Origin of the sequence: Agrobacterium sp. D14, assembly GCF_001526505.1 — a bacterium.
GTDB classification, from domain to species: domain Bacteria; phylum Pseudomonadota; class Alphaproteobacteria; order Rhizobiales; family Rhizobiaceae; genus Agrobacterium; species Agrobacterium leguminum.
In genome coordinates, this window is record NZ_ASXX01000032.1 from 232,777 (window position 1) to 259,611 (window position 26,835).

Annotated in this window: 26 protein-coding genes; 17 read left to right on the forward strand and 9 right to left on the reverse strand. The window is 59.5% G+C overall.

The annotated features are described in order from the left end of the window. Positions 1 to 232 precede the first annotated feature (232 nt). The 10 genes from rsmI to L901_RS18045 all read left to right on the forward strand — a co-directional run bounded on the left by rsmI (position 233) and on the right by L901_RS18045 (position 10,072). Positions 233 to 1,174, forward strand: coding sequence for a 16S rRNA (cytidine(1402)-2'-O)-methyltransferase (gene rsmI, locus L901_RS18000; protein ID WP_059759260.1), 942 nt, complete (start codon positions 233 to 235; stop codon positions 1,172 to 1,174). Then, positions 1,164 to 1,532, forward strand: coding sequence for a YraN family protein (locus L901_RS18005; RefSeq protein WP_059759263.1), 369 nt, complete (start codon positions 1,164 to 1,166; stop codon positions 1,530 to 1,532). Before rsmI ends, L901_RS18005 begins: the two co-directional genes overlap by 11 nt. Before the next feature lie 13 nt (positions 1,533 to 1,545). Further along, entirely contained in the window at positions 1,546 to 2,106 is a 561-nt protein-coding gene (locus L901_RS18010) for a sugar O-acetyltransferase (protein ID WP_059759265.1), read from the forward strand. A 108-nt stretch (positions 2,107 to 2,214) separates the two neighbouring features. Then, positions 2,215 to 3,513, forward strand: a complete 1,299-nt coding sequence (locus L901_RS18015) for an extracellular solute-binding protein (protein ID WP_059759267.1) — start codon at positions 2,215 to 2,217, stop codon at positions 3,511 to 3,513. An 83-nt stretch (positions 3,514 to 3,596) separates the two neighbouring features. Beyond that, entirely contained in the window at positions 3,597 to 4,565 is a 969-nt protein-coding gene (locus L901_RS18020) for an ABC transporter permease subunit (RefSeq protein WP_183044109.1), read from the forward strand. 11 nt (positions 4,566 to 4,576) lie between these two features. After that, positions 4,577 to 5,419 carry a sn-glycerol-3-phosphate ABC transporter permease UgpE gene (gene ugpE / locus L901_RS18025; protein WP_059759279.1) on the forward strand — a complete coding sequence of 281 codons (843 nt, stop codon included), beginning with the start codon at positions 4,577 to 4,579 and terminating at the stop codon, positions 5,417 to 5,419. Between the two features lie 10 nt (positions 5,420 to 5,429). Beyond that, positions 5,430 to 6,530, forward strand: a complete 1,101-nt coding sequence (locus L901_RS18030; protein WP_059759282.1) for a sn-glycerol-3-phosphate import ATP-binding protein UgpC — start codon at positions 5,430 to 5,432, stop codon at positions 6,528 to 6,530. Between the two features lie 109 nt (positions 6,531 to 6,639). Beyond that, entirely contained in the window at positions 6,640 to 7,152 is a 513-nt protein-coding gene (locus L901_RS18035; protein WP_035264088.1) for a cupin domain-containing protein, read from the forward strand. 242 nt (positions 7,153 to 7,394) lie between these two features. Further along, positions 7,395 to 8,354 carry a glutathione synthase gene (gene gshB / locus L901_RS18040; protein ID WP_003520105.1) on the forward strand — a complete coding sequence of 320 codons (960 nt, stop codon included), beginning with the start codon at positions 7,395 to 7,397 and terminating at the stop codon, positions 8,352 to 8,354. Between the two features lie 185 nt (positions 8,355 to 8,539). Further along, positions 8,540 to 10,072 (forward strand): YifB family Mg chelatase-like AAA ATPase, encoded by a 1,533-nt coding sequence (locus L901_RS18045; protein WP_059759285.1) that lies wholly within the window; start codon positions 8,540 to 8,542, stop codon positions 10,070 to 10,072. Positions 10,073 to 10,288: 216 nt separating this feature from the next. Here the strand turns inward: L901_RS18045 and cysK are convergent, their stop codons facing one another. The 3 genes from cysK to dut all read right to left on the reverse strand — a co-directional run bounded on the left by cysK (position 10,289) and on the right by dut (position 12,574). Continuing rightward, positions 10,289 to 11,257 (reverse strand): cysteine synthase A, encoded by a 969-nt coding sequence (cysK, locus tag L901_RS18050; RefSeq protein ID WP_059759288.1) that lies wholly within the window; start codon positions 11,255 to 11,257, stop codon positions 10,289 to 10,291. Between the two features lie 141 nt (positions 11,258 to 11,398). Then, positions 11,399 to 12,016 (reverse strand): LysE family translocator, encoded by a 618-nt coding sequence (locus L901_RS18055; protein ID WP_059759292.1) that lies wholly within the window; start codon positions 12,014 to 12,016, stop codon positions 11,399 to 11,401. An 87-nt stretch (positions 12,017 to 12,103) separates the two neighbouring features. Beyond that, a complete protein-coding gene (gene dut / locus L901_RS18060) occupies positions 12,104 to 12,574 on the reverse strand; it encodes a dUTP diphosphatase (RefSeq protein ID WP_059759295.1) in 471 nt (156 codons plus the stop codon). A 90-nt stretch (positions 12,575 to 12,664) separates the two neighbouring features. Here dut and L901_RS18065 point away from each other — a divergent pair, with 90 nt between their 5' ends. The 3 genes from L901_RS18065 (at position 12,665) to L901_RS18075 (ending at position 15,996) form a co-directional block, all read left to right on the forward strand. Then, on the forward strand, positions 12,665 to 14,248 hold the full coding sequence (locus L901_RS18065; protein ID WP_059759298.1) for a peptide chain release factor 3: 1,584 nt from the start codon (positions 12,665 to 12,667) through the stop codon (positions 14,246 to 14,248). A 171-nt stretch (positions 14,249 to 14,419) separates the two neighbouring features. Continuing rightward, complete coding sequence (gene coaBC, locus L901_RS18070) at positions 14,420 to 15,625, forward strand: bifunctional phosphopantothenoylcysteine decarboxylase/phosphopantothenate--cysteine ligase CoaBC (RefSeq protein WP_059759301.1); 1,206 nt, start codon at positions 14,420 to 14,422, stop codon at positions 15,623 to 15,625. After that, positions 15,622 to 15,996 (forward strand): MmcQ/YjbR family DNA-binding protein, encoded by a 375-nt coding sequence (locus L901_RS18075; protein ID WP_003520098.1) that lies wholly within the window; start codon positions 15,622 to 15,624, stop codon positions 15,994 to 15,996. Before coaBC ends, L901_RS18075 begins: the two co-directional genes overlap by 4 nt. A 9-nt stretch (positions 15,997 to 16,005) precedes the next feature. On the opposite strand, the gene L901_RS18080 is transcribed toward L901_RS18075, so the two are convergent. The 3 genes from L901_RS18080 to ubiE form a co-directional block, all read right to left on the reverse strand. Further along, positions 16,006 to 16,920 (reverse strand): sterol desaturase family protein, encoded by a 915-nt coding sequence (locus tag L901_RS18080; RefSeq protein ID WP_059759304.1) that lies wholly within the window; start codon positions 16,918 to 16,920, stop codon positions 16,006 to 16,008. A gap of 165 nt (positions 16,921 to 17,085) precedes the next feature. Then, the gene (gene ubiB, locus L901_RS18085) at positions 17,086 to 18,660 is read right to left on the reverse strand and encodes a 2-polyprenylphenol 6-hydroxylase (protein ID WP_059759307.1); all 1,575 of its coding nucleotides are present in this window, start codon (positions 18,658 to 18,660) and stop codon (positions 17,086 to 17,088) included. 36 nt (positions 18,661 to 18,696) lie between these two features. After that, positions 18,697 to 19,473: a bifunctional demethylmenaquinone methyltransferase/2-methoxy-6-polyprenyl-1,4-benzoquinol methylase UbiE gene (gene ubiE / locus L901_RS18090; RefSeq protein WP_059759309.1), complete on the reverse strand. Its 777-nt coding sequence runs from the start codon at positions 19,471 to 19,473 to the stop codon at positions 18,697 to 18,699. Between the two features lie 143 nt (positions 19,474 to 19,616). On the opposite strand from ubiE, the gene mutM reads away from it, so the two are divergent. The 4 genes from mutM to dnaA all read left to right on the forward strand — a co-directional run bounded on the left by mutM (position 19,617) and on the right by dnaA (position 24,110). Beyond that, positions 19,617 to 20,513, forward strand: a complete 897-nt coding sequence (gene mutM / locus L901_RS18095) for a bifunctional DNA-formamidopyrimidine glycosylase/DNA-(apurinic or apyrimidinic site) lyase (RefSeq protein WP_059759312.1) — start codon at positions 19,617 to 19,619, stop codon at positions 20,511 to 20,513. Positions 20,514 to 20,544: 31 nt separating this feature from the next. After that, positions 20,545 to 21,318, forward strand: coding sequence for an enoyl-CoA hydratase (locus L901_RS18100; protein WP_059759315.1), 774 nt, complete (start codon positions 20,545 to 20,547; stop codon positions 21,316 to 21,318). Between the two features lie 195 nt (positions 21,319 to 21,513). Further along, positions 21,514 to 21,780 (forward strand): 30S ribosomal protein S20, encoded by a 267-nt coding sequence (rpsT, locus tag L901_RS18105; protein WP_003493474.1) that lies wholly within the window; start codon positions 21,514 to 21,516, stop codon positions 21,778 to 21,780. 869 nt (positions 21,781 to 22,649) lie between these two features. Next, complete coding sequence (dnaA, locus tag L901_RS18110; RefSeq protein ID WP_003520091.1) at positions 22,650 to 24,110, forward strand: chromosomal replication initiator protein DnaA; 1,461 nt, start codon at positions 22,650 to 22,652, stop codon at positions 24,108 to 24,110. Between the two features lie 71 nt (positions 24,111 to 24,181). Here dnaA and hemW read toward each other — a convergent pair whose 3' ends face one another. The 3 genes from hemW to rph are packed head-to-tail and all read right to left on the reverse strand — an operon-like array spanning position 24,182 to position 26,765. Further along, positions 24,182 to 25,381: a radical SAM family heme chaperone HemW gene (gene hemW, locus L901_RS18115; RefSeq protein WP_059759503.1), complete on the reverse strand. Its 1,200-nt coding sequence runs from the start codon at positions 25,379 to 25,381 to the stop codon at positions 24,182 to 24,184. Between the two features lie 5 nt (positions 25,382 to 25,386). Then, a complete protein-coding gene (rdgB, locus tag L901_RS18120; protein ID WP_003520089.1) occupies positions 25,387 to 26,031 on the reverse strand; it encodes an RdgB/HAM1 family non-canonical purine NTP pyrophosphatase in 645 nt (214 codons plus the stop codon). Positions 26,032 to 26,048: 17 nt separating this feature from the next. After that, positions 26,049 to 26,765, reverse strand: a complete 717-nt coding sequence (gene rph / locus L901_RS18125; RefSeq protein WP_003503798.1) for a ribonuclease PH — start codon at positions 26,763 to 26,765, stop codon at positions 26,049 to 26,051. Between the last annotated feature and the right edge of the window lie 70 nt (positions 26,766 to 26,835).

Here is a 26,835-nt window from a genome sequence, read left to right on the forward strand (position 1 = left end):
CGGCCACCGCCGGATCGGCAAGAAGAGTCTTCACCGGCCAGAAAGCCGGATAATGTGGACGGGCAAAATGGCAGAGTTATTGCAGGAAATGCAAGAGCCGAGTGCATCTGCCGCGGGTCATTTTGCTGCTATACAGCATGATCCACAGGCTGGGGGCGTCCGTGGACCTTGTTCGCCGGTTTTCTATTGCCCATAAAGAGAGGAAACCAGCGGCCGCGAATAATCGGCCAGAATGATTGGAAGCCGTGTGACGGAAGAAATATCGAACAGCGACTTGAGAGATGCGACAAAGAGTTTCAGGATCGGCACGGCCACCATTCCGGCGCGGCCGCTGGAGCCGGCGCTTTATCTCGTGGCCACGCCCATCGGCAATCTTGGCGATATCACCATCCGCGCGCTGGAAACGCTGGCCTCGGCCGATGTTCTCGCCTGCGAGGATACCCGCGTCACCCGCATCCTGCTCGAACGTTACGGCATCCGCACCCGCCCGCTCTCTTATCATGAGCACAATGCAAACGAAGCGGGGCCGAAGCTCATTGCAGCGCTTGAGGCGGGAAAATCCGTGGCGCTGGTCTCTGATGCCGGAACGCCGCTCGTTTCCGATCCCGGTTACCGCCTCGGCCAGCTCGCGCTCGAGGCCGGGCATCGTGTCGTGCCGGTACCGGGAGCATCGGCGCCGCTCGCCGCCCTCGTGGGCTCGGGAATGCCGAGCGACGCTTTCCTGTTTGCCGGCTTCCTGCCGGTAAAGGATCGCGGCAAGCGCGACCGTTTTGCCGAACTCGCGAAAATTCCGGCCACATTGATCTTCTTTGAATCACCGCATCGCATCGGCGCTTCCGTCAAGGTCGCGTCCGAAGTGCTCGGCCACGACCGCCGCGCCGTGGTCTGCCGCGAACTGACCAAGACCTTCGAGGAGTTCCGGCGCGGCACGTTGGGCGAGCTTGCGGATTATTACGATGGCGACCGCGTGGTGAAGGGTGAGATCGTGCTTCTGGTGGAGCCGCCCTCCTATGACGAGATTCCCGATATCGAGGATGTCGAGAAGCTGCTGAAGGATCTCATCGCGACCATGCCCGCCGCCAAGGCGGCAGGCGAAGCGGCGAAGCTGACGGGCCTGCCGCGCAAGGAGCTTTATCAAAGGCTGCTGGATATGAAGGAAACGGATGGCCGCTGAGGGGCGAAGCAATAAAAGGCGCAAGGCCGAGCGACGTGGCCACGCCGCGGAATATTGGGCGGCACTTTATCTGCTGCTGAAGGGATATCGCATCCTCGCCATTCGTTATCGTACCCGGCTGGGGGAAATCGATCTCATCGCCCGCAAGAAGGACCTCGTCGCCATCGTCGAGGTCAAGGCGCGAACGTCCGGTGAAGGTGCCGTGGATGCCGTCGGTTTCCATTCGCAGCAACGCATTCGGGCGGCGGCCGATCTATGGCTCGCCCGTCGCAAGGATGCCGCGCGGTTTTCGCTGCGTTTCGATATCATCGCTGTTTTGCCGCGACACCTGCCGCAGCATTTTATCGACGCCTTTTAAGGGGAGGGAAACAATGTCCACCGAGCGGGAAAAAATGGCCGCGGGCGAATGGTACAGCTGCATGGATGCCGAGCTGGATATATTGCGCTGGCGGGCACGAGGGGCCGTCCACCAGCACAATACGATGCCGCCGGATGAGCGCGGGGCAATGGCCCCCTTGCTACGGGCTCTGTTCGCTTCTGTTGGCGAAGGGGCATTTATCGAAGCGCCGTTTCATTGCGCTTACGGCTTCAACATTACGCTGGGCAAAAATGTCTATCTCAATGCCGGCTGCACCATTCTCGATTCCGCAAAGGTTACGATAGGCGACGGTGCGATGCTCGGGCCTGCGGTGCAGATCTATTGTGCGGAACACCATCTGGACCCGGTGCCGCGAGCGCAAGGCATTGAAATCGCAAAGCCCGTCACGATCGGCCGTGATGTCTGGATCGGCGGCGGAGCAATCCTTCTGGCTGGCATCACCATCGGTGACGGAGCGATTGTCGGCGCCGGTTCGGTGGTGACGCGCAATGTGTCGCCGGGCGTGACGGTGGTTGGAAATCCGGCTCGGCCCATAAAGCGCATGACCGACTGAGATTTTCGTCAGTCGCTGTAATAAATCTGACATCGAACTGTCAAAGAGGCGTCATGGAACGTCTCTATTCGCATCCTCATCCCAATAAATGGTGGAGAGGATTTAGTAATGTTGAAGAAGATTTCCATGGCCGCAGTGGCCGTCAGCATTTCGGCGACGTCTTCCATGGCTGCTACCAACATCACCTGGTGGCACGGCATGGGCGGCCGCAATGGCGAAGTCATCAACGAAGTCGCCCAGAAGTTCAACGAAGCCCAGAAAGAATGCGCTCTGACGCCGGTTTCCAAGGGCTCCTATGAAGAAGCCCTGGCCAGCGGCATCGCTGCTTTCCGCTCTGGCGAACAGCCGAACATCCTCCAGGTTTTCGATGCTGGCGCCGCCACCATCATCAACGCCAAGGGCGCTGTCATTCCTGCCGAAGACCTTATCAACAAGGCCGGTTACAAGTTCGACCGCGACGCCTTCATCAACGGCGTGCGTTATTTCTATGCTGCCGCTGACGGCAAGTTTGTCGGCATGCCGTTCAACTCCTCCGCCCCCATCATGTACGTCAACGACGAAGCCCTGAAGAAAGCCGGCGTCGAAGCGCCGAAGACCTGGGAAGAGTTCGAGCAGGTTGCGCCGAAGCTGAAGGAAGCCGGCTACATTCCGCTCGTTCAGTCGCAGCTCACCTGGCAGTTCACGGAGAACTTCTTCTCCCGCAACAACATCCAGTTCGCCACCAACAATAACGGTTACGACAGCGTTGCCGACACCAAGCTCAAGGTCACCGACCCGAACCTCGTCATGATGTTCGACAAGCTGAAGGACTGGAAGGACAAGGGCCTGTTCGCCTATTACGGCGCCGGCTGGAACGACAACCAGAAGCCCTTCGAGGAAGGCAAGGTCGCGTTCTGGATCGGTTCTTCGGGCTCCTTCGGCGGCCTGCAGAAGACGGCGACCATGCCCTTCTCGGCAACCTTCCTTCCTTACTGGGGCTCCATCAAGGGTGCTGGCACCAATTCCTTCATCGGCGGCGCGGCACTCTTTGCAATGTCGGGCAAGTCTGAAGCCGAAAACAAGTGCGTGGCCGACTTCTTCCAGTTCCTGACCTCGCCGGAAATCCAGGTCTTCTACCACAAGGCAACCGGTTACGTCGCCATCACCAAGGCGGCTTACGAAAAGGCCAAGGCTGAAGGCTTCTACAAGGAAAAGCCGGTCGCGGAAGTCGGTATCCAGCAGCTCTCGCTGCCGGGCGGCGAATGGTCCAAGGGCTACCGCCTGGGTTTCTACCCGCAGATCCGCGCCGTCATGGAGCGCGAATATAACCGCATCTTCTCCGGCGAAGTTACGCCGAAGGCTGCTTTCGAGATCATCGAGAAGGAAGGCAACGACCTACTCGCCCGTTTCGCCAAGACGGCCGGCTGATCGTCTGTTTCGAAACCAATGACCATTGCCGAGCCTCCTTTCCCACGGAAGGGAGGCTCGCTCTCGGATAAGGAAGCGCAAGCGTGGCCTATACATCGTCTCAACCGCGCCGGTTTTTGTCCGGCTGGTCCGCAAAGGCTGGAAAGCCAGCCAAACCTGCCGACGCCAGCATGAAGCGCGTGCAGTTCTCCTCGTCCTACGTACCCTACCTGTTTCTGGCGCCGCAGCTTGCGGTGATTTTCATCTTCTTCTACTGGCCATCGGTTCAGGCCATACATTCGTCCTTCTATATCGAAGACCCGTTCGGTTTCGGCGCTTCCTTCGTCGGACTTGCCAATTATTCGGATGCGATCTTCAGTCCCGAATATCTCAGCATCGCCAAATTCACGGTTGTCTTCACCGTGCTGGTCACCTTCTTTTCGCTTGCGCTCGGCCTGCTGCTCGCCGTCAAGGCGGATGCGGTCATTCGCGGCAGCTCGACATACAAGACGCTGCTGATTTCCGTCTATGCCATCGCGCCGCCGGTCGCCGGTCTCATCGGCATGATGTTTTTCGACCAGCATATCGGCCCCTTCGTCAAGATGGCCGCATTCCTCGGCTGGGACATGAAGGTCGGCCTAAACTATTTCGATACGGCCTTCGCGATGATCGTCGTCGCGGTCTGGAAGCAGATTCCTTACAATTTCATCTTCTTCCTTTCGGGTCTTCAGGGCGTGCCGGTCTCGGTGCGGGAAGCCGCCGCCATCGACTGCCGTTCGGGCTTTCGCCGGTTCTGGACGGTGATCATGCCGCTCCTGGCGCCCACGGCCTTCTTCCTGCTGATCATCAACATCACCTATGCGCTCTTCGACACGTTCGGCGTCATCGACGTGATGGTGAAGGACAAGGCCGCCAACAATCCGATCACGCTGGTCTACAAGGTGTTTCTGGATGGTTTCCGCGGCAATGACATCGGTGGCTCCTCGGCCCAATCCGTCATCCTGATGCTGGTCGTCTTCGTTCTCACCATCATCCAGTTCCGCTTCATCGAAAAGCGCATCCACTACAATTGAGGGAAAAGACCATGTACAAGACAAAACCCCTCGATCATCTGGTGCTGATCATCGGCGTGCTGTTCCTGATCTTGCCGGTCATCGTGGCCTTCATGACCTCCACCCATACCGCTGCGGAAATCCACCGCAGCGGTCTGACGATGGTTCCCGGTGACAATTTCATCGAGACTTATGAAAAGGTTCTGACTCAGAAGGGCGGCTTCACCGGGCAGATCACGGGTCTCAACATGGTGCTGAATTCGCTGATCCTCGGCATCGGTTTTGCCGTCGGCAAGATCGTCCTGTCGATGACGGCGGCCTATGCGATCGTCTATTTCCGCTTCCGGTTCGCAACGCTCGCCTTCTGGATCATTTTCACCACGCTGCTTCTGCCGCTCGAAGTGCGCATTATGCCCTCCTACGAGGTGATGAGCAAACTCGGCCTTTTGAACTCCTATACTGGCCTCATCGTGCCGCTTCTCGCTTCGGCGACGGGCACCTTCTATTTCCGGCAGTTCTTCAAATCCGTGCCGGAGGAGTTGCTGGAGGCTGCCCGCATTGACGGCGCAGGGCCGGTGAAATTCTTCATCGACGTTCTCATCCCGCTGTCCCGCACCATGATGGCGGCGATCTTCATCATCATGTTCGTTTATGGCTGGAACCAGTATCTCTGGCCCATGCTGATGACGACCGATGAGGGCTTCTTCACCCTGATGCGCGGCATCAAGTCGATCCTGCAGGTCTGGGTCGGTTCGCAAATTCCCGATTACAACGAAGCTTTCGCGCTCGCCGTGCTGGCCATGCTGCCGCCGGTGCTGATCGTCGTCATTTTCCAGCGCTGGTTCATCAAGGGCCTGACCGAAAGCGATAAATAAGGAGACCGAAATGGCCGCGATAGAAATCAGTCAGGTCTGCAAGGATTATCACGGCGGTGTGCGCGCCGTGCACCACGTCGATATCGACATCAGGGACGGTGAGTTCATCGTTCTGGTCGGCCCCTCCGGCTGCGGCAAATCCACGCTTCTGCGTATGGTCGCAGGGCTTGAGGATATTTCCGAAGGCACGGTGAGGATCGGTGACCGGGTGGTCAATCAGGCCGATCCGGCCGACCGGGATATCGCCATGGTGTTTCAGAACTACGCCCTATATCCGCATATGTCGGTGCGCCAGAACCTGGAATACGGGTTGAAGAACCGCAAGACGCCGAAGACGGAGATCGATGCGCGTGTGGCTGAAGCCGCGCGTATGCTGCAGCTCGAACCCTATCTGGATCGCAAGCCGCGCGCCCTTTCCGGCGGCCAGCGGCAGCGTGTCGCCATGGGTCGCGCCATCGTGCGTAAACCGGCGGCCTTCCTGTTCGACGAGCCTTTGTCCAATCTCGATGCCAAGCTGCGCGTTTCCATGCGCGGCGAAATCAAGCGTCTGCAAAAGCGCCTCGGCACCACCTCGATTTATGTCACCCACGATCAGCTGGAGGCCATGACGCTCGCCGACCGTCTTGTGGTGTTGAATGGCGGCCGTATCGAACAGATCGGCGCACCGCTCGATGTCTATCACACCCCTGCTTCGACCTTCGTTGCGAGTTTCATCGGCTCTCCCGCCATGAACCTGCTGAACGCCGAATTGCATGGCGATAGCCTCGCCATCGGTCCGTCGCTCTTTGCGCTCAACGGTTTCGCACCTGCCTCCGGCCCCGTAACGGTGGGCATGCGGGCGGAAGATTTCCGCCTTGCTGCGGCAGGTGAGCAGGGCTTCCCGCTTCGGGTCGATTACATCGAGGAACTGGGTTCGCAGCGCCTTATCCACGGCATGATCGGCGACCAGAGCCTGACAGTTGCTTTCCCGCCGGATGTCGAGGTTCCGTCTGCGCTCTCCGTCACGATCGCGCCGGAAAAACTGCATTTCTTCTCCAGCGAAACCGGCAAGCGCATCGCCGGCAAAGCCGAGCAGCTGGCGGCGCAGCCCGCGCAAATGGCGACGGCCTGAGCGCATCGCAGAAATCGGCGCGATGACTAAAATTGCGCCGATTGTCAAAACCGCTTCGTTACGATCCCGATGATAGAAGACCTCCAATATTTCACGGGGGTTTTCTAATATGTCCTTCAAAATGATGTTCGCTGCCGCAGCAACCATGGCGGTCCGGACCGTGCCGATATTGCCGGCCTATTTGCGCCGGTCAAAAGACGAAGCTGTCGTCAGCGCATCCTGCACCGATCTGCGGCTTCAGCCGGCCCCCATCAATCCGGAATGGATCATTTCCGGCAACCCCCAGGCGCGCGCGGCGGATCATTCCAGAAGCGGCGACCGTGCCTCCAGCACTGCCATGTGGGATTGCACGGCGGGTGAGTTCCGCTGGTTCTTCGGCTGGGATGAAACCGTCTATATTCTCGAAGGCGAAGTGCATGTGACCGCGGAAGACGGTTCCATCAGTATCCTGCGGGTCGGCGATGTCGCCTATTTCCCTGCGGGAACATGGGCCACCTGGCGGGTGGATGACTATGTCCGCAAAGTCGCTTTCATGCGCCGTCCGTTCCCCAAGGCGCTGGCTTTTGCCTATCGCGTCAAGAACAAGCTGTTTGCCGGCCGTTCCTATAAGCTGGCGGCCTGAACCCATAAAACATTCCAGTCGGCGGGGCTGCACGGCTCCGCCGACGGAATTGTGAAGGTTCAATAAAACTCACACAAACCACCGCTTGCAGCAGTTGCCTTTGAATGGTCGCTGCCCTACATCTTCAGGGTTTTCTGAAGCATTTCCGGGTTTCTACCGGTCCTGCAGGGAAGCTTGAAAAGGCGAGGCAATGGGCACCGCGGGCCGACGAAGCGTCCGCATGCTGCAAGAGGAACATGCGCATGGCGAAGATCAAGAACGTCGCGATCCAGATGGATCATGTCTCCGGCATCAATATCGCCGGTGACTCCACCTTCGCCATGAGCCTTGAGGCGCAGGCACGCGGATACCGGCTGTTCCATTATACGCCCGAGCGCCTTTCCATGCGCGATGGCAAGATTTACGCCACCGTCGAGCAGATGGAACTGCGCGACATTAAGGGTGACCATTTCTCGCTGTCCGAACCGGAGCGCGTCGATCTGTCGACCATGGATGTCATCCATCTGCGTCAGGATCCGCCATTCGACATGGCTTACATCACCTCGACCCATCTGCTGGAGCGCATTCATCCGAAAACGCTGGTGGTCAACGATCCCGCCTGGGTGCGCAACTCGCCGGAAAAGATTTTCGTCACCGAATTCGCCGATCTGATGCCGAAGACGCTGATCACCAAGGATGTGGCCGAAATCGCCCGCTTCCGCAATGAAATGGGCGATATCATCCTCAAGCCGCTTTACGGCAATGGTGGCGCCGGCGTCTTCCATTCCGCGCGCGACGACCGCAATTTCTCCTCGCTGCTGGAGATGTTCGGCCAGATGTTCCGCGAGCCTTACATCGCCCAGCAATATCTGCCTGATGTCCGCAAGGGCGACAAGCGCATCCTCCTGGTAGATGGCGAGCCGGTTGGCGCAATCAACCGCGTGCCGGCGGAAAACGACGCCCGCTCCAACATGCATGCTGGCGGCCGGCCGGAACCGACGGAACTGACGGCGCGCGAGAAGGAAATCTGCCGCCGGATCGGCCCTGCCTTGCGCGAGCGTGGTTTTCTCTTCGTCGGCATCGATGTGATTGGCGACTATATGACGGAAATCAACGTCACCTCGCCGACCGGCATTCGCGAAGTGCGGAAATTCGGCGGCGCCGATGTCGCAAGCCTGTTGTGGGATGCGATCGAGAAAAAGCGCGAAGCCCAGGATTTCTGAGGCGAGCTTTCGCCGGTCCAGCTTTGTTCCGCGAGTACAACTAGACACAACTAAAATACATCGTCAGCGAGAAATTGTTCGCTGGATGTTCTTGTTTTATTCTTTGCCCTGTGGCACGTTGCTTGCGGGTGGCCGTGATAGGGCATGAAGCTCTGACTAGCGCGGCCGGTTTGCGGGGGCAGGCCATGGTGGCAAGGGTCAATACGGTTGCATTTCAGGGCATAGAGGGTGTGCCCGTCGAGGTGCAGGTCATGGTCGCACCGGGAAAGGTGGGCATCCAGATTGTCGGCCTGCCCGACAAGGCGGTGGCCGAAAGTCGCGAGCGGGTGCAGGCCGCCCTGCATGCCTCGGGTCTGGCGCTGCCGGCAAAAAAAGTCACCGTCAATCTCGCGCCAGCCGATCTGCCCAAGGAAGGATCGCATTTCGATCTTCCCATCGCGCTTGGTCTCATGGCCGCTTTGGGCGCGATACCGGCAGAAATGCTGGCACGTTATGTGGTTCTCGGCGAACTCAATCTCGATGGCACCATCGGTATGGTTTCGGGCGCCCTGCCGGCGGCGATCGGCGCCAATGCGCTTGGCAAGGGGCTGATCTGCCCGGCTGAAAGCGGGCCGGAAGCGGCCTGGGCCGGCGCCGGTATCGATATTCTCGCCCCGCGCAGCCTGATTGCGCTGGCCAACCATTTTCGCGGCACCCAGCTTCTCTCGCGCCCGACGCCCGCCATTCGCGCCAACCCGGTCAATCTGCCGGATTTAGTGGATATCAAAGGACAGGAGAGCGCCCGGCGCGCGCTGGAGGTGGCAGCCGCCGGCGGCCACAACCTGCTCATGGTCGGTCCGCCCGGCTCCGGCAAATCCATGCTCGCAGCCCGCCTGCCTTCCATCCTGCCGCCGCTGGAGGCGGCGGAATTGCTGGAAGTTTCGATGGTGCATTCCATCGCCGGCCAATTGTCCGGCGGCAAGCTTTCGGACCGTAGGCCGTTCCGCACCCCGCACCATTCCGCCACCATGGCGGCGCTGATCGGCGGGGGGCTCCGCGCCAAGCCGGGTGAGGCCTCGCTCGCCCATCACGGCGTTCTTTTTCTGGATGAGTTCCCGGAATTTTCGCCGCAGGTGCTGGATGCACTGCGCCAGCCGCTGGAAACGGGCGAATGCATCATTGCGCGGGCCAATCATCGCGTCAGCTATCCGGCGGAAATCCAGCTCGTTGCGGCGATGAACCCCTGCCGCTGCGGCATGGCGGGAGAGCCGGGCTTCACCTGCGCACGAGGCCCGCGTTGTGTGACGGATTATCAGGCCCGCATTTCCGGCCCGCTGCTGGATCGTATCGATATCCGCATCGACGTTCCCGCCGTCTCCGCCGCCGATCTCATCCGCCCCGTCGCGTCAGAGCCGAGTGCCGCGGTGGCCGCCCGTGTCGCCCGGGCGCGCCTTGCGCAGCAGGAACGTTACGCGGCGGCGGGATTTGCCGCCATTCGCACCAATGCCCGCTGCACGACGACCCTGATAGAAAAATATGCCGAGCCGGATGCGTCCGGGCTGCAATTGCTGCGCGATGCGGCCGAGCGGCTGAAGTTCTCCGCGCGCGGTTATCATCGCATTCTCAAGGTTGCCCGCACCCTGGCCGATCTGGATGGCAAGCAGACGGTCGGCCGCATCCATGTGGCGGAAGCCGTGTCCTATCGTATCGCTGGCGAAAGGCTGACGGCGGCTGCCTAGAGCATTTCCAGTAAAAGCACGAAGCGGTTTTTTGTCAGGAAAGTGTGTAAAAACAAGGAAGTAGAGCACGTCTAACGATTCCGTTTAACCGGATGTGCTCCAGAAGGTCGCCTTTTGTGCCTTCCCTGAAAAAACATTGTGCCGCCAGCGGAGTCGGCGGCACATAAGAATATTCGCTAATCTGGCGCGCGATCGTACCGCGTTTGAAAGCTTAGCTTAAAGCCCAAGGCCTTCGAAAAGCGCCGTCGAAAGGTAACGTTCCGCAAAGGAAGGAATGATGACGACGATGTTCTTGCCGGCATTTTCTTCCCGCGCGCCGACCTTGATTGCCGCCGCCAGCGCCGCACCCGAGGAGATGCCGACCGGCACGCCTTCCAGCCTTGCCGCCAGACGTGCGGTTTCGAAAGCCTCGTCATTTGTCACGGTGACGATCTCGTCATAAATGCCGGTGTCGAGGATGGCGGGTGCAAAACCGGCGCCGATGCCCTGAATCTTGTGCGGACCGGGGTTGCCGCCGGAAAGAACCGGGCTGTCGGCAGGTTCGACGGCAATGACCTTCACCTCGGGCTTGCGCGACTTCAGCACCTGACCCGTGCCGGTGATGGTGCCGCCGGTGCCGATGCCCGAGACGAGAATATCGACCGTGCCTTCGGTGTCGTTCCAGATTTCTTCAGCTGTCGTCTTGCGGTGAATATCGGGATTGGCGGGGTTTTCGAACTGCTGCGGAATGATGGCGTCAGGCAGGGTCTCGGCCAGTTCCTGCGCCTTGGCGATGGCGCCCTTCATGCCCTTGGGGCCTTCGGTCAACACCAGTTCGGCGCCGAGCAGGGCCAGCATTTTCCGGCGTTCAACCGACATGGTTTCAGGCATGATCAGGATCAGCTTGTAGCCCTTCGCAGCGGCGGCGAAGGCAAGCGCGATGCCCGTGTTACCGGAGGTCGGCTCCACCAGCGTGGTCTTGCCGGGGGTGATTTTGCCCTGCGCTTCCAGAGCTTCGATCATGGCGACGCCGATGCGGTCCTTCACGGAAGCGATGGGATTGAAAAATTCGAGTTTGGCGAGAAGGTTGGCCTTCACGCCCTTCTCCTTCGCCAGCTTGTCGAGCCGCACGATCGGTGTGTCGCCGATTGTTTCCGTAATTGAGGAATAGACGCGTCCGCGTCCGGGCTTTCTGGCTTCGGGCATGATGCTCTCCTGTGTAAAGACCGCAAGATTTGAGCGGCAGAATAGGAGCAATAGCTTTCGCAAGCTAGCGAACGTTCGTCCTAATATCCCTAAATTGCAGGAATAATTTCACGATAAATCGCATAAATGCACGAATTTGTTTTACGCGCTGCGGATCGCGATCATGGTCGCGGTTCCGGCCAGAATACCCGCCGCCGTACGGTTGAGGATCGTCAAGGCGCTCGGCCTTTTCAGGAGGTTACGCGCCTTGGCCGCAAGCAGGATGTAAGGCAGGAGAACCGCCATCAGCACGACGAAGGTGATGGCGAGAAGGGTCGCATATTCCGAAGGGCCGATCATGCGGATATCGATCAGTGTCGGCACCAGCGCCACATAAAACAGCATGGTTTTCGGGTTGCCGAGCGTGATCAGCAGTCCGGACAGGAAGGACATGGGCATGCTGGCGCTTTTCTTGGCCTTCAGCTCCTGCGGCAGCAGACCGGCGGTCCAAAGCTTCCAGGCAATATAAAGGAGATAGGCCGCGCCCGCGAATTTCAGCACCATGAAGGCTTCCTGAAAGGTCTGCGCGACGAAGGCCAGGCCCAGGATCACAGCGGTCAGGTAAATCATGTCGCCCAGCACCAGCCCGAGACCCATGAAGAAGGTTTCGCGAAAGCCCGAACCCAGCGCCCGCGCCACGATCGCCGTCATGCCGGGGCCGGGAATGGCGGCGGCGATGAAGAGGGCGGTGGCATAGGCGAAAAGTGTCGTCAGCGTCATGATCGTGTTTCCTGAAAAATCCGCTAAATCCATAACGAAATTGCCGGGTAAAGACAATCAGTCCGCACGTCTGTCCCAGCGGTGTCGCTAAACGCCGGTGGAGCCGAAACCGCCGGCGCCCCGCGCCGTCTGCGAGGTCTCCGTCACCTCGCTCACAACAACCTGGGTTACCGGAGCGATCACCATCTGAGCAATGCGCATGCCGCGCTCGATGACGAAAACGTCCTGGCCCAGATTGGCGAGGATGACTTTCACTTCGCCGCGATAATCGCTGTCCACCGTGCCGGGGGAGTTGAGGCAGGTGATGCCGTTCTTGATGGCGAGGCCGGAGCGGGGGCGGATTTGCGCCTCATAACCCTGCGGAACCTCGAAGATGAAACCGGTCGGGACCAGCGCGCGTTCGCCCGGTTGCAGGGTCAGCGGTTCACCGGAAGGTACGGCAGCGCGCAGGTCCATGCCGGCGGCGCCACGGGTTTCGTAGGACGGCAATTCGAGGTCAGCGCCATTGGCGAGGCGGACGAGCCGGAGAGGGGGGCGATTGTCGTTTTGAAGGGTCATGCGGCATTAGTTTGCCGAGATCGCGGCAAGGTCAATTGCAAATGCGGGCCTGAAACGCTAGATAGCCCGCAATTCCACAGGATTTGTCAGATGGCCGAAACACTTGCCGAGGCGGTCTCCCGCCGCCGCACCTTTGCTATTATCGCGCACCCGGATGCGGGTAAGACCACGCTTACCGAAAAACTGCTGCTGTTCGGCGGAGCGATCCAGCTTGCCGGTGAGGTGAAGGCGAAGAAGGATCGCATCCAGACCCGTTCGGACTGGATGAAGATCGAGCGCGAGCGCGGCATTTCGGTCGTTACCTCGGTCATGACCTTCGAATATAACGACCGTGTCTTCAACATTCTCGATACGCCCGGCCACGAAGACTTTGCCGACGACACCTACCGCACGCTGACGGCGGTGGATGCGGCGATCATGGTCATCGACGCCGCCAAGGGTATCGAGCCGCGCACGCTAAAACTCTTCGAAGTCTGCCGCATGCGCGATATTCCGATCATCACCTTCATCAACAAGATGGACCGCGAAAGCCGCGACCCCTTCGAGATTCTGGATGAGGTTGAAGAGAAGCTCGCGCTCGATACTGCGCCCATCACCTGGCCGGTCGGTCGGGCAAAGACCTTCTGCGGCGCCTATAATCTTGCCGAAAGCACCTTCCGTGGCGTCGATACGCAGGTGGAAGCCATGCCGGTTAACGGTCCGCAGGCGGTTGCCGATCGCCTGCCGGAAAATGAGCGCCATCTTTTCGTCGAAGAAACGGAGCTTGCGCTGGAAGCCTGCCGTCCTTTCGATCGTCAGGCATTTCTCGAAGGTCATATGACGCCGGTATTCTTCGGTTCGGCGCTGCGCAATTTCGGTGTGCGCGACCTCATCAATGCGCTTGGCGATTTCGCGCCGCCGCCGCGCGATCAGGTGGCGGATACCCGCACCGTACATGCGGCTGAAGAAAAAATGACGGCCTTCGTCTTCAAGATTCAGGCCAATATGGACCCGAACCATCGTGACCGCATCGCTTTTGCCCGCATCTGCTCCGGCAAGCTGGAGCGCGGCATGAAGGCGCGGCTTGCTCGCACCGGCAAACAGATGGGCCTCACTGCGCCGCAGTTCTTCTTCGCCTCGCAGCGCCAGCTGGCCGATACGGCCTTTGCGGGCGACGTGGTCGGCATCCCGAACCATGGCACGCTGCGCATCGGCGATACGCTGACCGAGGGTGAAAACCTCGTCTTCCAGGGCGTGCCGAACTTCTCGCCGGAAATTCTCCGTCGCGTGCGGCTGGAGGACGCCATGAAGGCCAAGAAGCTGAAGGAAGCCCTGCAACAGATGGCGGAAGAGGGCGTCGTGCAGCTCTTTTCGCCGGAAGACGGTTCGCCGGCCATCGTCGGTGTCGTCGGCGCGCTGCAGCTCGACGTGTTGAAGGAGCGTCTGATGGGCGAATATGGTCTGCCGGTCTCGTTCGAAATGTCGCGCTTTTCCGTCTGCCGCTGGATTTCCTCCGATCAGCCGGCGGAAATGGACAAGTTCCTCAACGTCAAGCGCGGCGATATCGCCCGCGATCTGGATGGCGATCCGGTGTTTCTGGCGCAGGACGCCTTCTCGCTCCGCTATGAGTCCGAGCGTTTTCCGGCGATCAAGATGGTCGCGATCAAGGAATATCACGTCGCCAAGGCGGCGTGATATCAGCCGGATTGCACTTTGTATGCCAAGGGCCGAGCATTTTCAGGAAAAGTGCGCAGCGGTTTTCCGTCCGGAAATGCGGAAAAAACAAAGAGCTAGAGCATTGAAGGTGATTACGTTTTCACTGGAAATGCTCTAGTTTCCCCTGAAACGGGAAACTGGTCCGGCATCATGACGCTTTCAGGCAAACATATTCTCCTCATCATCTCCGGTGGCATAGCGGCCTATAAGAGCCTCGATCTCATCCGCCGCCTGAAGGAGCGCGGCGCGAAGGTGACGCTGGTGATGACGAAGGGCGCCCAGGAATTCGTCACGCCGCTTGCCGTCGGTGCACTTTCCGCCACCCATGTCTTCACCGAGCTCTTTTCCCGGCAGGATGAACAGGATGTCGGCCATATCAGGCTGGCGCGTGACTGCGACCTCGTGCTTGTGGCGCCCGCCACCGCCGATCTGATGGCGAAGATGGCGAATGGTCTGGCAGACGATCTTGCCTCCACCATTCTTCTCGCGACGGATCGAAAGGTGCTGGTGGCACCGGCGATGAACCCGAAAATGTGGGCGGCAAAGCCCACGCTGCGGAATGTCGAAACGCTGAAAAAAGACGGCGTGTTTTTCATCGGACCCATGGCCGGTGAGATGGCAGAGAAGGGCGAGGCTGGTTTTGGCCGTATGGCCGAGCCATTGCAGATCGTCGAAGCCGTCGCGGCACTGCTGGATGAGGGGCCAAAGCCCCTGAAGGGCAGAACGGCAATCGTGACCTCCGGCCCCACGCATGAACCGATTGACCCGGTGCGCTACATCGCCAACCGTTCCTCGGGCAAGCAGGGCCATGCCATTGCGGCGGCTCTGGCGGAACTGGGGGCAGAGGTCATGCTGGTTTCCGGCCCGGTCACCATCGCCGATCCTGCCGGGGTCACGACTATCCATGTCGAGCGCGCCGAGGAGATGCGCGATGCGGTGATATCGAGACTGCCGGCGGATATCGCCGTCATGGTCGCCGCCGTCGCCGACTGGCGGGTGACGGGCTCGTCGGAACAGAAGATCAAGAAGCAGCCGGGCGATGCGCCGCCGGCGCTGCAACTGACGGAAAATCCCGATATTCTCAAAACCGTCGGCCACCATGAAAAGCGCCCGAAGATTGTGGTGGGCTTTGCTGCCGAAACGCAGGATGTCGAGAAGAACGGCCGGGCGAAGCTGGAGCGCAAAGGGGCGGACTATATCGTCGCGAATGATGTTTCGGCGGAAACCGGCATCATGGGCGGGGATCGCAACAGCGTGAAGATCATTTCCGCAGATGGCATCGACGTTTGGCCGGATCTCGACAAGGCCGACGTTGCAAAACGTCTGGCGGCCCTGATCGCGGAGAAACTCGCATGAGCCTGTTCGATCGCAAGACTTTCGACAAGGTGCTCGGCAAATGGCCGGGCGTGCGTTTTGTCGACCAATGGGATTCGCACGTTGCCAAGGTGGGCGACAAGGTCTTTGCCGTGCTTGGCGAGCGGGAGGACTGGCGGCTGGTCGTGAAATGCTCGGAAGAGAGCTTCGAAATATTGACCTCGCTGGAAGGCATAGGGCAGGCGCCCTATTTCGCCAAACGCAAATGGATATCGATTGGCGATCATTCCCCGCTCGAACAGGAAGAACTGGAGCATTATGTGCGCCGCTCCTATGAGCTTGTCGCAGCCGGTCTGACCAAAAAACTGCGGGGCGAACTCGGTATCGTGATCGATACTGCGCGTGCCCTGTAGTTTTTCGGTTCAGTCGAGTTTGGTGTCCTTGCCGATGATCTGGCGGACGCCTTCCTTGGTGAAGGGCTGCAGGAGCTGCGGCAGGAATCCTTTCGCAATCTTGCCCTTGATACCGATATCGGTGGAAGAAGGCCTGTCGGGATTATGGTAGGAGCCGAAGATCAGATCGAAGAAGACGAGATTCTCGCCGTAATTGGTGTTTCCTTCCGGAAGCTGTTTTGAATGGTGCCAGCGGTGCAGGCGCGGGGTGCTGAACACGTAATCGAGCGGCCCCGTTTTCATATCGACGTTGCAATGGGTCAAAATACCGATGAATGCGGTAACGGCACCGAGCCACCAGAAAACCTGTAGCGGCGCACCCATGAAATAAAGCGGAATCTGGCTGAGCGCGATCTTGAACAGGGAATCGGCCACATGGAACCGTCCCGTATTGACGACCCAGAGCCGCACGACGCTGTGATGCAGCGCATGGAAACGCCAGAAGAATACGGTTTCATGCGCAATACGGTGGGACCAGTAGAGGCCGAATTCGGCAATCGTCACCGCAAGCGCGACCTGAAGGATCATCGGCAGATGAGACGGCCACAGGTCGAACCGCATTGCGGCGAGCGGCTGCAGCACATTGGCGGTCACCATCGGGAAGATTGCCGCTGCGGCGGCTGCGAGCTGGACCAGCCCTTTCGTCAAAAGCGTATGGCCGATGCTGTTCACGGTCTCGCCATCACCCTCAAGCCATTGGATTTCGTAGGGAATATAGCGTTCGAGAAGAAACAGGCTCAAAACCGCGCCCGCATAAACGGTCAAAAAGGCCGCGATCGGATGGCTGCTCGTGAAAGCGAAATAGGACCCCATCAGGCCACCGACGAACACCAGCGGCCACGAAGAATAGGAAAGGGCCTCTTTCAGTCCTTGCGCTTTTGCCATCAAAATCAAATCCCGTCCGGCATCATCCGTCCATACCGCCGGCGCAATTCCGCGCAGGCATCAAAGCAGCCCTTACCCCGCATCGATCACCTGTCTCGATTGGAGATCAGGCCCTTATCGCTCCAATGCATTACACAAACATGGCACTCACCGGTGCCGAGATGCTCAGCTTATCCTGATTGCGATGTAAAGAAGCGTCAGCGCTATGACCCAGAGTGCCGCCCGTCCCCATTTGGTGTGGCGCGCTTCCGCCTTGCCGATGGCTTCCGCCGTCTGCGCGTCGAAACGCAGACCATTCTCGCTCATATACATCAGTTCGGAATGCAGCTTTTCCGTCTTGGCAGCGATCTCCGGCGCTGCCTCGGCAAGCTTGAGGGCCGCCTTCACGCCGTCCTTCAGATCGGTGACGATGCGTTTCGGGCCGAGATTGTCCCTGATCCAGCCGCCGACGACCGGGTCTGCCGCCTTCCACATGTTGAAGCGCGGATTGAGCATGCGCGACACGCCTTCCACCACCACCATGGTCTTTTGCAGCATCACCAGTTCCGGCCGCGTTTCCATGTCGAAAAGCTCGGTCACTTCGAATAGCAGCGTCAAAAGCTTGCCCATGGAGATCGTTTCGGCCGGCTGGCCGTGGATTGGCTCGCCAATGGCGCGGATCGCCTGGGCGAAGCTTGCTATATCGTGATGGCCCGGCACGTATCCGGCCTCGAAATGCACTTCCGCCACCCGCATGTAATCGCGGGTAATGAAGCCGTAGAGAATTTCGGCAAGGAAGCGGCGTTCCTTTTTGCCGAGACGTCCGGCAATGCCCATGTCGACGGCGACGATCTCGCCCTCAGCATCGACGAAGAGATTGCCGGGATGCATGTCTGCATGGAAAAAACCATCGCGCAGCGTGTGCCGCAGGAAGGACTGGATCAGCGTGTCGGCGAGTTTGTTCAGGTCGTGGCCGGCGGCCTTCAACCCTTCGATATCCGACATCTTGACGCCGTCGATCCACTCCATGGTGACGACATCGCGCCCGGTGCGTTCCCAGTCGACCTCGGGAACTCGGAATCCGGGATCGTCCTTGGTGTTTTCCGCAAGTTCGGAAAGGGCGGCGGCCTCGAGCCGCAGATCCATCTCGATCTTGGTGGTCTGCTCCAGCGTGCGTGTCACCTCGACCGGGCGCAGGCGACGGGCGGAGCGGACGAAACGCTGCTGCAGATCGGCGATCAGATACATCGCTTCGAGATCGTTCTGGAAACGCTGGCGCACGCCGGGGCGGATGACCTTGACGGCCACCTTGCGCGGCCCCTTCGGCGTATCCACCATTGCCGGATGAACCTGGGCAATGGAGGCGGCGGCGATAGGATCGCCGAATTCCCTGTAGAGATCGGACACCGAACGGCCGAGCGAGCCTTCGATATTCGCTTTCGCCGCAGCCGCCGGGAAAAAGGCCATGCGGTCCTGAAGGCTCGCGAGATCGTCGGCGAAGTCGGCGCCCACCACATCCGGCCGGGTGGCGAGAAACTGACCCATCTTCACATAGGAAGGACCAAGCCGCTCGACAGCCACCGCCAGACGGTCGCTGCGCTGCGCCCTTTTCGCCTTGCTGCGGGCGAACGGCTTCAGCAACGCTTTCAACAATTGGGCGGAAGCAGGCAGGTCATCGGAAGGCAGGGCCAGCACGACGCCTTCGCGCACGAGAACCCAGCCAACCCTTGCGAGGCGGAAATATGCGCCCAAAGTACTCATGCTTATGCTTGTCTCCTGCGTCTGCCGGCCATGGTCTTAAAGCTTCCAGCCGGAATGCAGGGCGGCGATGCCGCCGGTGTAATTGGTATAGGAGACACGGGAGAAGCCGGCGGTGCGGATCATCGTCGCGAAATCCTCCTGATTGGGGAATTTGCGGATCGATTCGACCAGATATTGATAGGGCTCGGCGTCACCCGTGATCATCTTGCCGAATTGCGGGATGGCGTTGAACGACCAGGCGTCGTAGACGCGGTCAAGCAACGGCATTTCGACCTCGGAAAATTCCAGCACCAGCAGCCGCCCGCCGCGTTTCAGCACGCGATGGGCCTCCTTCAGCGCGACGTCGATGCGCGGTACGTTGCGAATGCCGAACGCGATCGTATAGGCGTCGAAACTGTTTGCCTCGAAAGGCAGTTCCTCGGCATTGGCTTCCACGAAGGTCAGATTGTCGGAAAGCTTCTTTTTTACCGCACGCTCTTCGCCGACGGCCAGCATCGAGCCGTTGATGTCGAGAACGGTGGCATGCGCCAGACGGTTGGAGGCTTCGATGATACGGAAGGCGATATCGCCGGTGCCGCCCGCAACGTCCAGAACCTTGTAGGACGCATCCTTGCGCGGCGAAAGCGAAGACACCATGGCGTCTTTCCACAGCCGGTGCAGGCCGGCCGACATCACATCGTTCATGATGTCGTAGCGTTTGGCCACCTTGTGGAAGACTTCGTTGACCAGCCCCTGCTTTTTGCCTTCGTCCACCTTGTGGAAGCCATAGGACGTTTCCATGCCGCCTTGGGCAGTGGTACGGGCGTCGGTCATCGTCTGTCTCCATATTTATTGCGTGGCGGACCATAGCGGAAACGCCATGGCAACGCTATCTGTTGCCGCATCGCCTGGGCGCGACATTTCGCGTGCACTGTATAGACCACATGGTCCTAACGATAAACTGTCGGATAAGCCAGATGCCAGAATTGCCAGAAGTCGAAACCGTCAGACGCGGCCTTGCGCCCGCCATGGAAGGCGCAAGGGTCCGCAGGCTCCATCTCGGCCGCCCCGATTTGCGCTTTCCATTCCCGCAGGATTTCGCAGTGCTTATCGAAGGCAAGACGATCCTGTCGCTCGGGCGCAGGGCGAAATATCTTCTGATCGAACTGGAGGATGGGCTGACCATCGTTTCCCACCTCGGCATGTCCGGCTCGTTCCGCATCGAGGCGGAGGCAGATGAGATTGGCAATGCGCCAGGTACGTTTCACCATGCCCGTTCCAAAGACGGCAAGCATGACCATGTCGTCTTTCATCTGGAAAAAGGGGAAGAGCGCGTCTGCGTCATCTATAATGATCCGCGCCGCTTCGGCTTCATGCATCTGGTAGAGCGCAACAGGCTCGACCTTTACCCCGCTTTTGCCGAGCTAGGCCCGGAGCCGACAGGCAATGCACTGAGCGCGGATTATCTGGCGAGCCGGTTTGAGGGTAAAAGCCAGCCCCTGAAAAGCACGCTGCTGGACCAGAAGGTTATTGCCGGCCTCGGCAATATCTATGTCTGCGAGGCGCTGTGGCGCGCGCATCTTTCGCCTTTGCGGGCGGCGGGAACGCTGGTGACGAAAGGTGGCAAGCCCAAAGCGCAGCTCGTCGATCTGACGGAGAAAATCCGCGACGTGATCGCCGACGCCATCGCCGCCGGCGGCTCCTCATTGCGAGACCATATACAGACGGACGGAACGCTCGGTTATTTCCAGCATTCCTTTTCGGTCTACGATCGGGAAGGCCAGCCTTGCCGGACACCCGGCTGCGGGGGTACGGTTGAAAGGGTGGTGCAGGCCGGTCGTTCGACTTTTTATTGCGCCGCCTGCCAGAAGTAACGGAGCCGGAGTGCCGGAAGGGGAGATTGCCGTGGACTATGAAACGATACTGGTCGAGAAACGCGATGAGGTGGGTGTTATCACCCTCAACCGCCCCAAGGCGCTCAACGCTCTCAATTCGGTGCTTCTGAAAGAGCTGCGGCACATTCTGTCTTCGTTTTCCGCCGATGATTCCATCGGTGCGATCATTATTACCGGTTCGGAAAAGGCATTTGCGGCAGGCGCCGATATCAAGGAAATGCAGGGGCTGGATTTCGTCGATGCCTATGTCGGCGATTTTCTCGGCGGCTGGGAGGAGGTTGCGGCCACCCGCAAGCCGGTCATCGCCGCCGTATCCGGCTTTGCGCTGGGCGGCGGCTGCGAGCTGGCGATGATGTGCGATTTCATCATCGCTTCGGACACGGCAAAATTCGGCCAGCCGGAAATCACCCTCGGCGTCATCCCTGGCATGGGCGGCTCGCAGCGTTTGACGAGGGCGGTGGGCAAGGCGAAGGCCATGGACCTGGTTCTGACCGGGCGCATGATGGATGCGGCGGAAGCCGAGCGCGCCGGTCTCGTGTCGCGTGTCGTGCCGGCCGCAAATCTCATGGACGAGGCGGTGGAGGCGGCAACCCGCATCGCTTCCCTGTCGCGTGCTTCCGTTCTCATGGCCAAGGAAAGCGTCAATCGCTCCTTCGAGGTGCCGCTTGCGGAAGGACTGAGATATGAAAGACGATCCTTCCAGTCGCTCTTTGCGACAGTGGATCAGAAGGAGGGCATGGCCGCCTTCGTGGAAAAGCGCAAACCCGCTTTCCGGAATCGCTAAGGATTCGGAATATCGGCGCTTTTAAGCGTTTTGCGCGTTGACGGGCGTAAGCTTTAGCGGTATATGCCCGCCCACGGTTAAGGAAAGCCATCCGGCTTGTCCGAAATTACTCCCGCATTCTTGGGTTACGTGAGGTCTTCGAACGACCCGATCCTATGGTTGCGGAATTTGGTTTGAATTCGAAGAGAGGCATACATGGCCAATACAACTTCGGCGAAAAAGGCGACCCGCAAGATCGCTCGCCGTACCGCAGTCAACAAGGCTCGCCGTTCGCGCGTTCGCGGCTTCATCCGCAAGGTCGAGGAAGCCATCGCTTCCGGTGATCTCGCAGTCGCTACCGAAGCTCTGAAGGCAGCTCAGCCCGAGATCCAGCGCGCCGCCACCCGGGGCGTTCTGCACGGCAACACCGCATCCCGCAAGGTGTCGCGTCTCGCACAGCGCGTTAAGGCTCTTTCCGCCTAATCCGGCTAATCACAAATAATTATTCAAAAAGCCTGGTCTTTTGACCGGGCTTTTTGTGATTCTAACTGCCCGTTAACCATTGCTGCCGTAACGTGACAAACGCATGTCAGATGGACGACAGGAAATTTGCAATAAAAACAACAGCTTGCTGGAGGTCTCTGGAAAACTCCGGGGCTTTCTCTACGGAAGTCGCGGCTAGTTTTGAGTCAAGAAGATTTTTATTTTTTTGCCAAAATCAGCTCTCAAAAATTGCCAAAATTGAATCTCATTGATTCATAAGCGATTCTGCTTCGCACCTCGTCGGTGATGCAAAACGGCCTTTGCGAGTCAATGGCCGATCTGAGTTTTTGCAGAAAAAACGCCATTGATCTCTCCCCACGATCCTGCCTAAATGCATTTCAACAAGGGGTGCGGATCTCAGTCCACAGATTATCTCGATGATCGTATCGACGATATTCACCTTCTTGCTGGCGGGTCTTTCGGGGTCCGTTTTTTCAGGTCATGGAGCTTTTTGTGCCGTTTCGGTCTCCGGAACGGGCGGGAGTTTTTTGTCCTCAAGAATGCGCCTTAAGGTTGTAACGAAAGGAGCGTTTTAGCGTGTCGCAGGCCTCTCCATGAGGGGGAGGGAAATGGGATAACCGGCTCGCAAACGAGTAGTCGCCTTTGACGTTCTTTCGAGGGGAACGCTGGAGGCAAAAATATACGAGGGGGATCTCTGGCGATCGATCTTTGATCGTCAGGCTATGATTGGCAATTTGAAAGGCGGCAATATGCAATTGAATTTGGCGATGGGTGCGGTGGCTGATGGGGACCGCGCACCAAAGACGCGTGATGCAGCTTGCTCAGATGCGGCAGGGGACAAATCGGCAATGACGCACGATGCGCTGTTTGAACGTTTTAGCGCGCGGCTCAAGGCACAGGTTGGTCCGGAGGTCTATGCAAGCTGGTTTGCACGGCTCAAACTCCATTCCGTTTCGAAAAGCGTCGTCCGTTTTACCGTTCCGACGACCTTTCTGAAGTCCTGGATCAACAACCGTTACATGGATCTGATCACGAACCTCGTCCAGAGCGAGGATCCGGATGTGCTGAAGGTGGAGATTCTGGTCCGCTCGGCCAGCCGCCCGGTCCGTCCGGCTCAGACCGAGGAAAGGGCGCAGCCCGTTCCGGAAGTCGGCGCGGTTCAGCGTAACAAGTCCTTCATTCCGTCGCAGCCCGCGACGCCTGCCGCACAGCCTGCGGCTTCGCAGGCGACCCTGCGTCAGGGCGGTTCCGGGCCGTTGTTCGGTTCGCCGCTCGACACACGTTTCACCTTCGATACCTTTGTCGAAGGCTCGTCCAACCGCGTCGCGCTTGCGGCGGCAAAGACGATCGCCGAAGCCGGTGCCGGCGCCGTGCGCTTCAACCCGCTCTTCATCCATGCGGGTGTCGGCCTCGGCAAGACGCATCTTCTGCAGGCAATCGCCAATGCCGCCATCGACAGCCCGCGCAATCCGCGCGTCGTCTATCTGACGGCCGAATATTTCATGTGGCGTTTCGCAACCGCGATCCGCGACAATGACGCGCTGACGCTGAAGGACACGCTGCGCAATATCGACCTGCTCGTCATCGATGACATGCAGTTCCTGCAGGGCAAGATGATCCAGCACGAATTCTGCCATCTGCTGAACATGCTGCTCGACAGCGCCAAGCAGGTCGTGGTTGCGGCTGACCGTGCGCCGTGGGAGCTGGAATCGCTCGATCCGCGTGTCCGTTCCCGTCTTCAGGGCGGCATGGCCATCGAGATCGAAGGTCCCGACTACGACATGCGCTATGAAATGCTCAACCGCCGCCTCGGCTCGGCACGTCAGGACGATCCGTCCTTCGAGATTTCGGATGAAATCCTGACCCATGTGGCCAAGAGCGTGACGGCAAGCGGACGCGAACTGGAAGGCGCCTTCAACCAGCTGATGTTCCGTCGCTCCTTCGAGCCGAACCTCTCGGTTGATCGTGTCGATGAGCTGCTGTCGCATCTCGTCGGGACGGGTGAGGCCAAGCGTGTACGCATCGAGGATATTCAACGCATCGTCGCCAAGCACTATAATGTGTCGCGACAGGAGCTGGTGTCCAACCGCCGCACCCGCGTCATCGTCAAGCCGCGCCAGATCGCCATGTATCTGGCCAAGATGCTGACGCCGCGGTCTTTCCCCGAGATCGGTCGCCGTTTCGGCGGTCGCGATCACACCACGGTTCTGCATGCCGTGCGCAAGATCGAGGAACTGATTTCCGGCGACACCAAGCTCGGCCATGAGGTTGAGCTGTTGAAACGCCTGATCAACGAAAACAACGCATGAAAAAAGCGGCCTTCGGGCCGCTTTTTTATTGTCGCCATGTTCATTGGGCTAAAGCTGGGTGGAGGCTGGCGTCAGCAGGCGAGATCGGCCACCACCGCGTCCAGAATAAGCATGCCGGACGGCGTGCAGCGCAGGCGGGAATTGCCGAGCCTCTCCACGAAACCGTGCTGGAGGAGGAATTCCTCCTTCTCCGGGTCGAGATCGCGGCCGGAAAGATCGCTCCAGCGGGCGAGATCGATGCCTTCGCGCAGGCGAAGTCCCATCAGCAGCAATTCATCGGCCTGCTCATCAACGCCAAGCAGTTCCTGATCGACCATGCCGTGGCCTTCCCGCTCAACGGTTTCGAGCCAGTTTTCCGGGTGGCGCTCGGTGGCGGTTGCGAGCTTGGAAGCGCCTCTCGTCAGGCGTCCATGCGCGCCGGGGCCGATGCCGGCATAATCGCCATAACGCCAGTAGGTCAGGTTGTGACGGCTTTCAGCGCCGGGCCGGGCATGGTTGGAAACCTCATAGGCCGGCATGCCGTAACGCTCGGTGATTTCCTGCGTCGCCTCATAAAGCACGGCCGAATGTTCGCCATCCGGCACGATGAGCTTGCCGGCCTTGTGCAGCCCGTAAAAGGGTGTGCCTTCCTCGATGGTCAGCTGATAGAGCGAAAGATGGTCGACCGCGTAGGAGACAGCCTCTTTCAGCTCGGCGTCCCATTCGGCCACCGTCTGGTTCGGGCGGGCATAGATGAGATCGAAGGACATGCGCGGAAAAATCTCCCGCGCCAGCCGGATGGCTTTCAAGGCATCGGCAACATCATGCAGGCGGCCAAGGAACTTCAGGTCGCGGTCGTTCAGCGCCTGCACGCCGAGCGAGACACGGTTGACGCCCGCCGCGCGGTAACCGCGAAAACGCTCCGCCTCGACGCTGGAAGGATTGGCTTCCATGGTGATCTCGATACCATCCGGCACATGCCAGAAGCGCGAGACGCCATCGAGAAGTGCCGCGACCGTCTGCGGGTCCATTAGCGATGGCGTGCCGCCGCCCATGAAGATGCTGGTTACGACACGCGGGCCGCTCAGCGTCCGCATATGTTCCATTTCACGGAGAAAGGCCGCCGTAAACCGTTCCTGATCCACCGGCCGGTGGCGGACATGGCTGTTGAAATCGCAATAGGGACATTTGGCCGCACAGAAGGGCCAATGCAGATAAATCCCGAAACCGGGATCGCCCGTATCCGGCAGAAGCGACGCGCCGGGGGCAGAAAGTTGATGCTCCCCGACCATCGGGTTCATGCCTCCAGGCAGGTTTCTACGAATTTTTTAAACGCCCGGGCACGGTGCGAAAGCGCGAAGGCGTCGCCATGTTTCCAGCCGTGTTTTTCATCCGCGCTCATCTCGCCGAATGTGGTGTCGTATCCTTCCGGTTTGAAGACCGGATCGTAACCGAAACCGCTCGTTCCGCGTGGCGGCCACACCACCGTGCCTTCCACCTCGCCGCGGAAATATTCGAGATGCCCATCCGGCCAGGCTAGGCACAGCACGCTGACGAAGCGGCCGGTGCGGTCTTCCGGCTTCGATGCGCCACGCTCGGCCAGCGCATCCTCGACCTTTTGCATCGCCATGGCGAAGTCGCGCGTGCCGTCGGCCGTTTCCGCCCAATTGGCGGTATAGACACCTGGCGCACCATCCAGCGCATCGATGACCAGCCCGGAATCGTCGGACAAAGCCGGAAGGCCGGATGCCTTAGCGGAGGCAAGCGCCTTGATTGCGGCATTTTCCTCGAAGGTCGTACCCGTCTCATCCGGCTCTTCGAAATTCAGCTCCGCCGCCGACTTGGCGGAGAAGCCGAAAGGCCCGATCAGATCGGCGATTTCGGCGATCTTGCCCTTGTTGTGGCTGGCGACGACGATCGTTCTGGTATCGAGCTTGCGCATGGTGCTTTCCTGTCGGCTCAGGCGATCGCCTGTTTTTGAAGGGCGACCAGTTCGCTGCAACCGGCCTTGGCAAGACCGAGCAGCGTCAGGAATTCTTCCTCCGAGAAGGGCGCGCCTTCCGCTGTGCCCTGAACCTCGACGATGCCGCCGGAGCCGGTGATGACGAAATTTGCATCGGTCTCGGCGGAGGAATCCTCGAGATAATCGAGATCGATCACCGGCTGGTTGGCGAAGATGCCGCAGGAGATCGCGGCGATATGGTCCTTCAGAACCTTCTCAACCTTGATCATGTTACGGGTTTCCATCCATTTCAGGCAATCGTGCAGCGCAATCCATGCGCCCGTGATGGAGGCGGTGCGAGTGCCGCCATCGGCCTGGATCACGTCGCAGTCGATGCTGATCTGGCGCTCGCCGAGCGCCTGCAGATCGACGACGGCGCGCAGCGAACGGCCGATGAGGCGCTGGATTTCCTGCGTGCGACCGCCCTGCTTGCCGGAAGCGGCTTCGCGCTTCATGCGCTCATGGGTGGAGCGCGGCAGCATGCCATATTCGGCGGTGACCCAGCCCTTGCCGCTGTTGCGCAGCCACGGCGGCGTCTTTTCTTCAAGGCTTGCGGTGACGAGCACATGCGTGTCGCCGAATTTCACGAGACAGGAACCTTCGGCATGTTTCGAGAAATTGCGCTCGAAGGAAACCTTGCGCATCTGGTCGGTTTTTCTGCCTGAAGGCCGCATATGATCCACTCTCCATGTTGGTCCCTGCCTTCTAAGGCGAGGTCCGGGCTTTTGCAAAGCCAATTTCCAT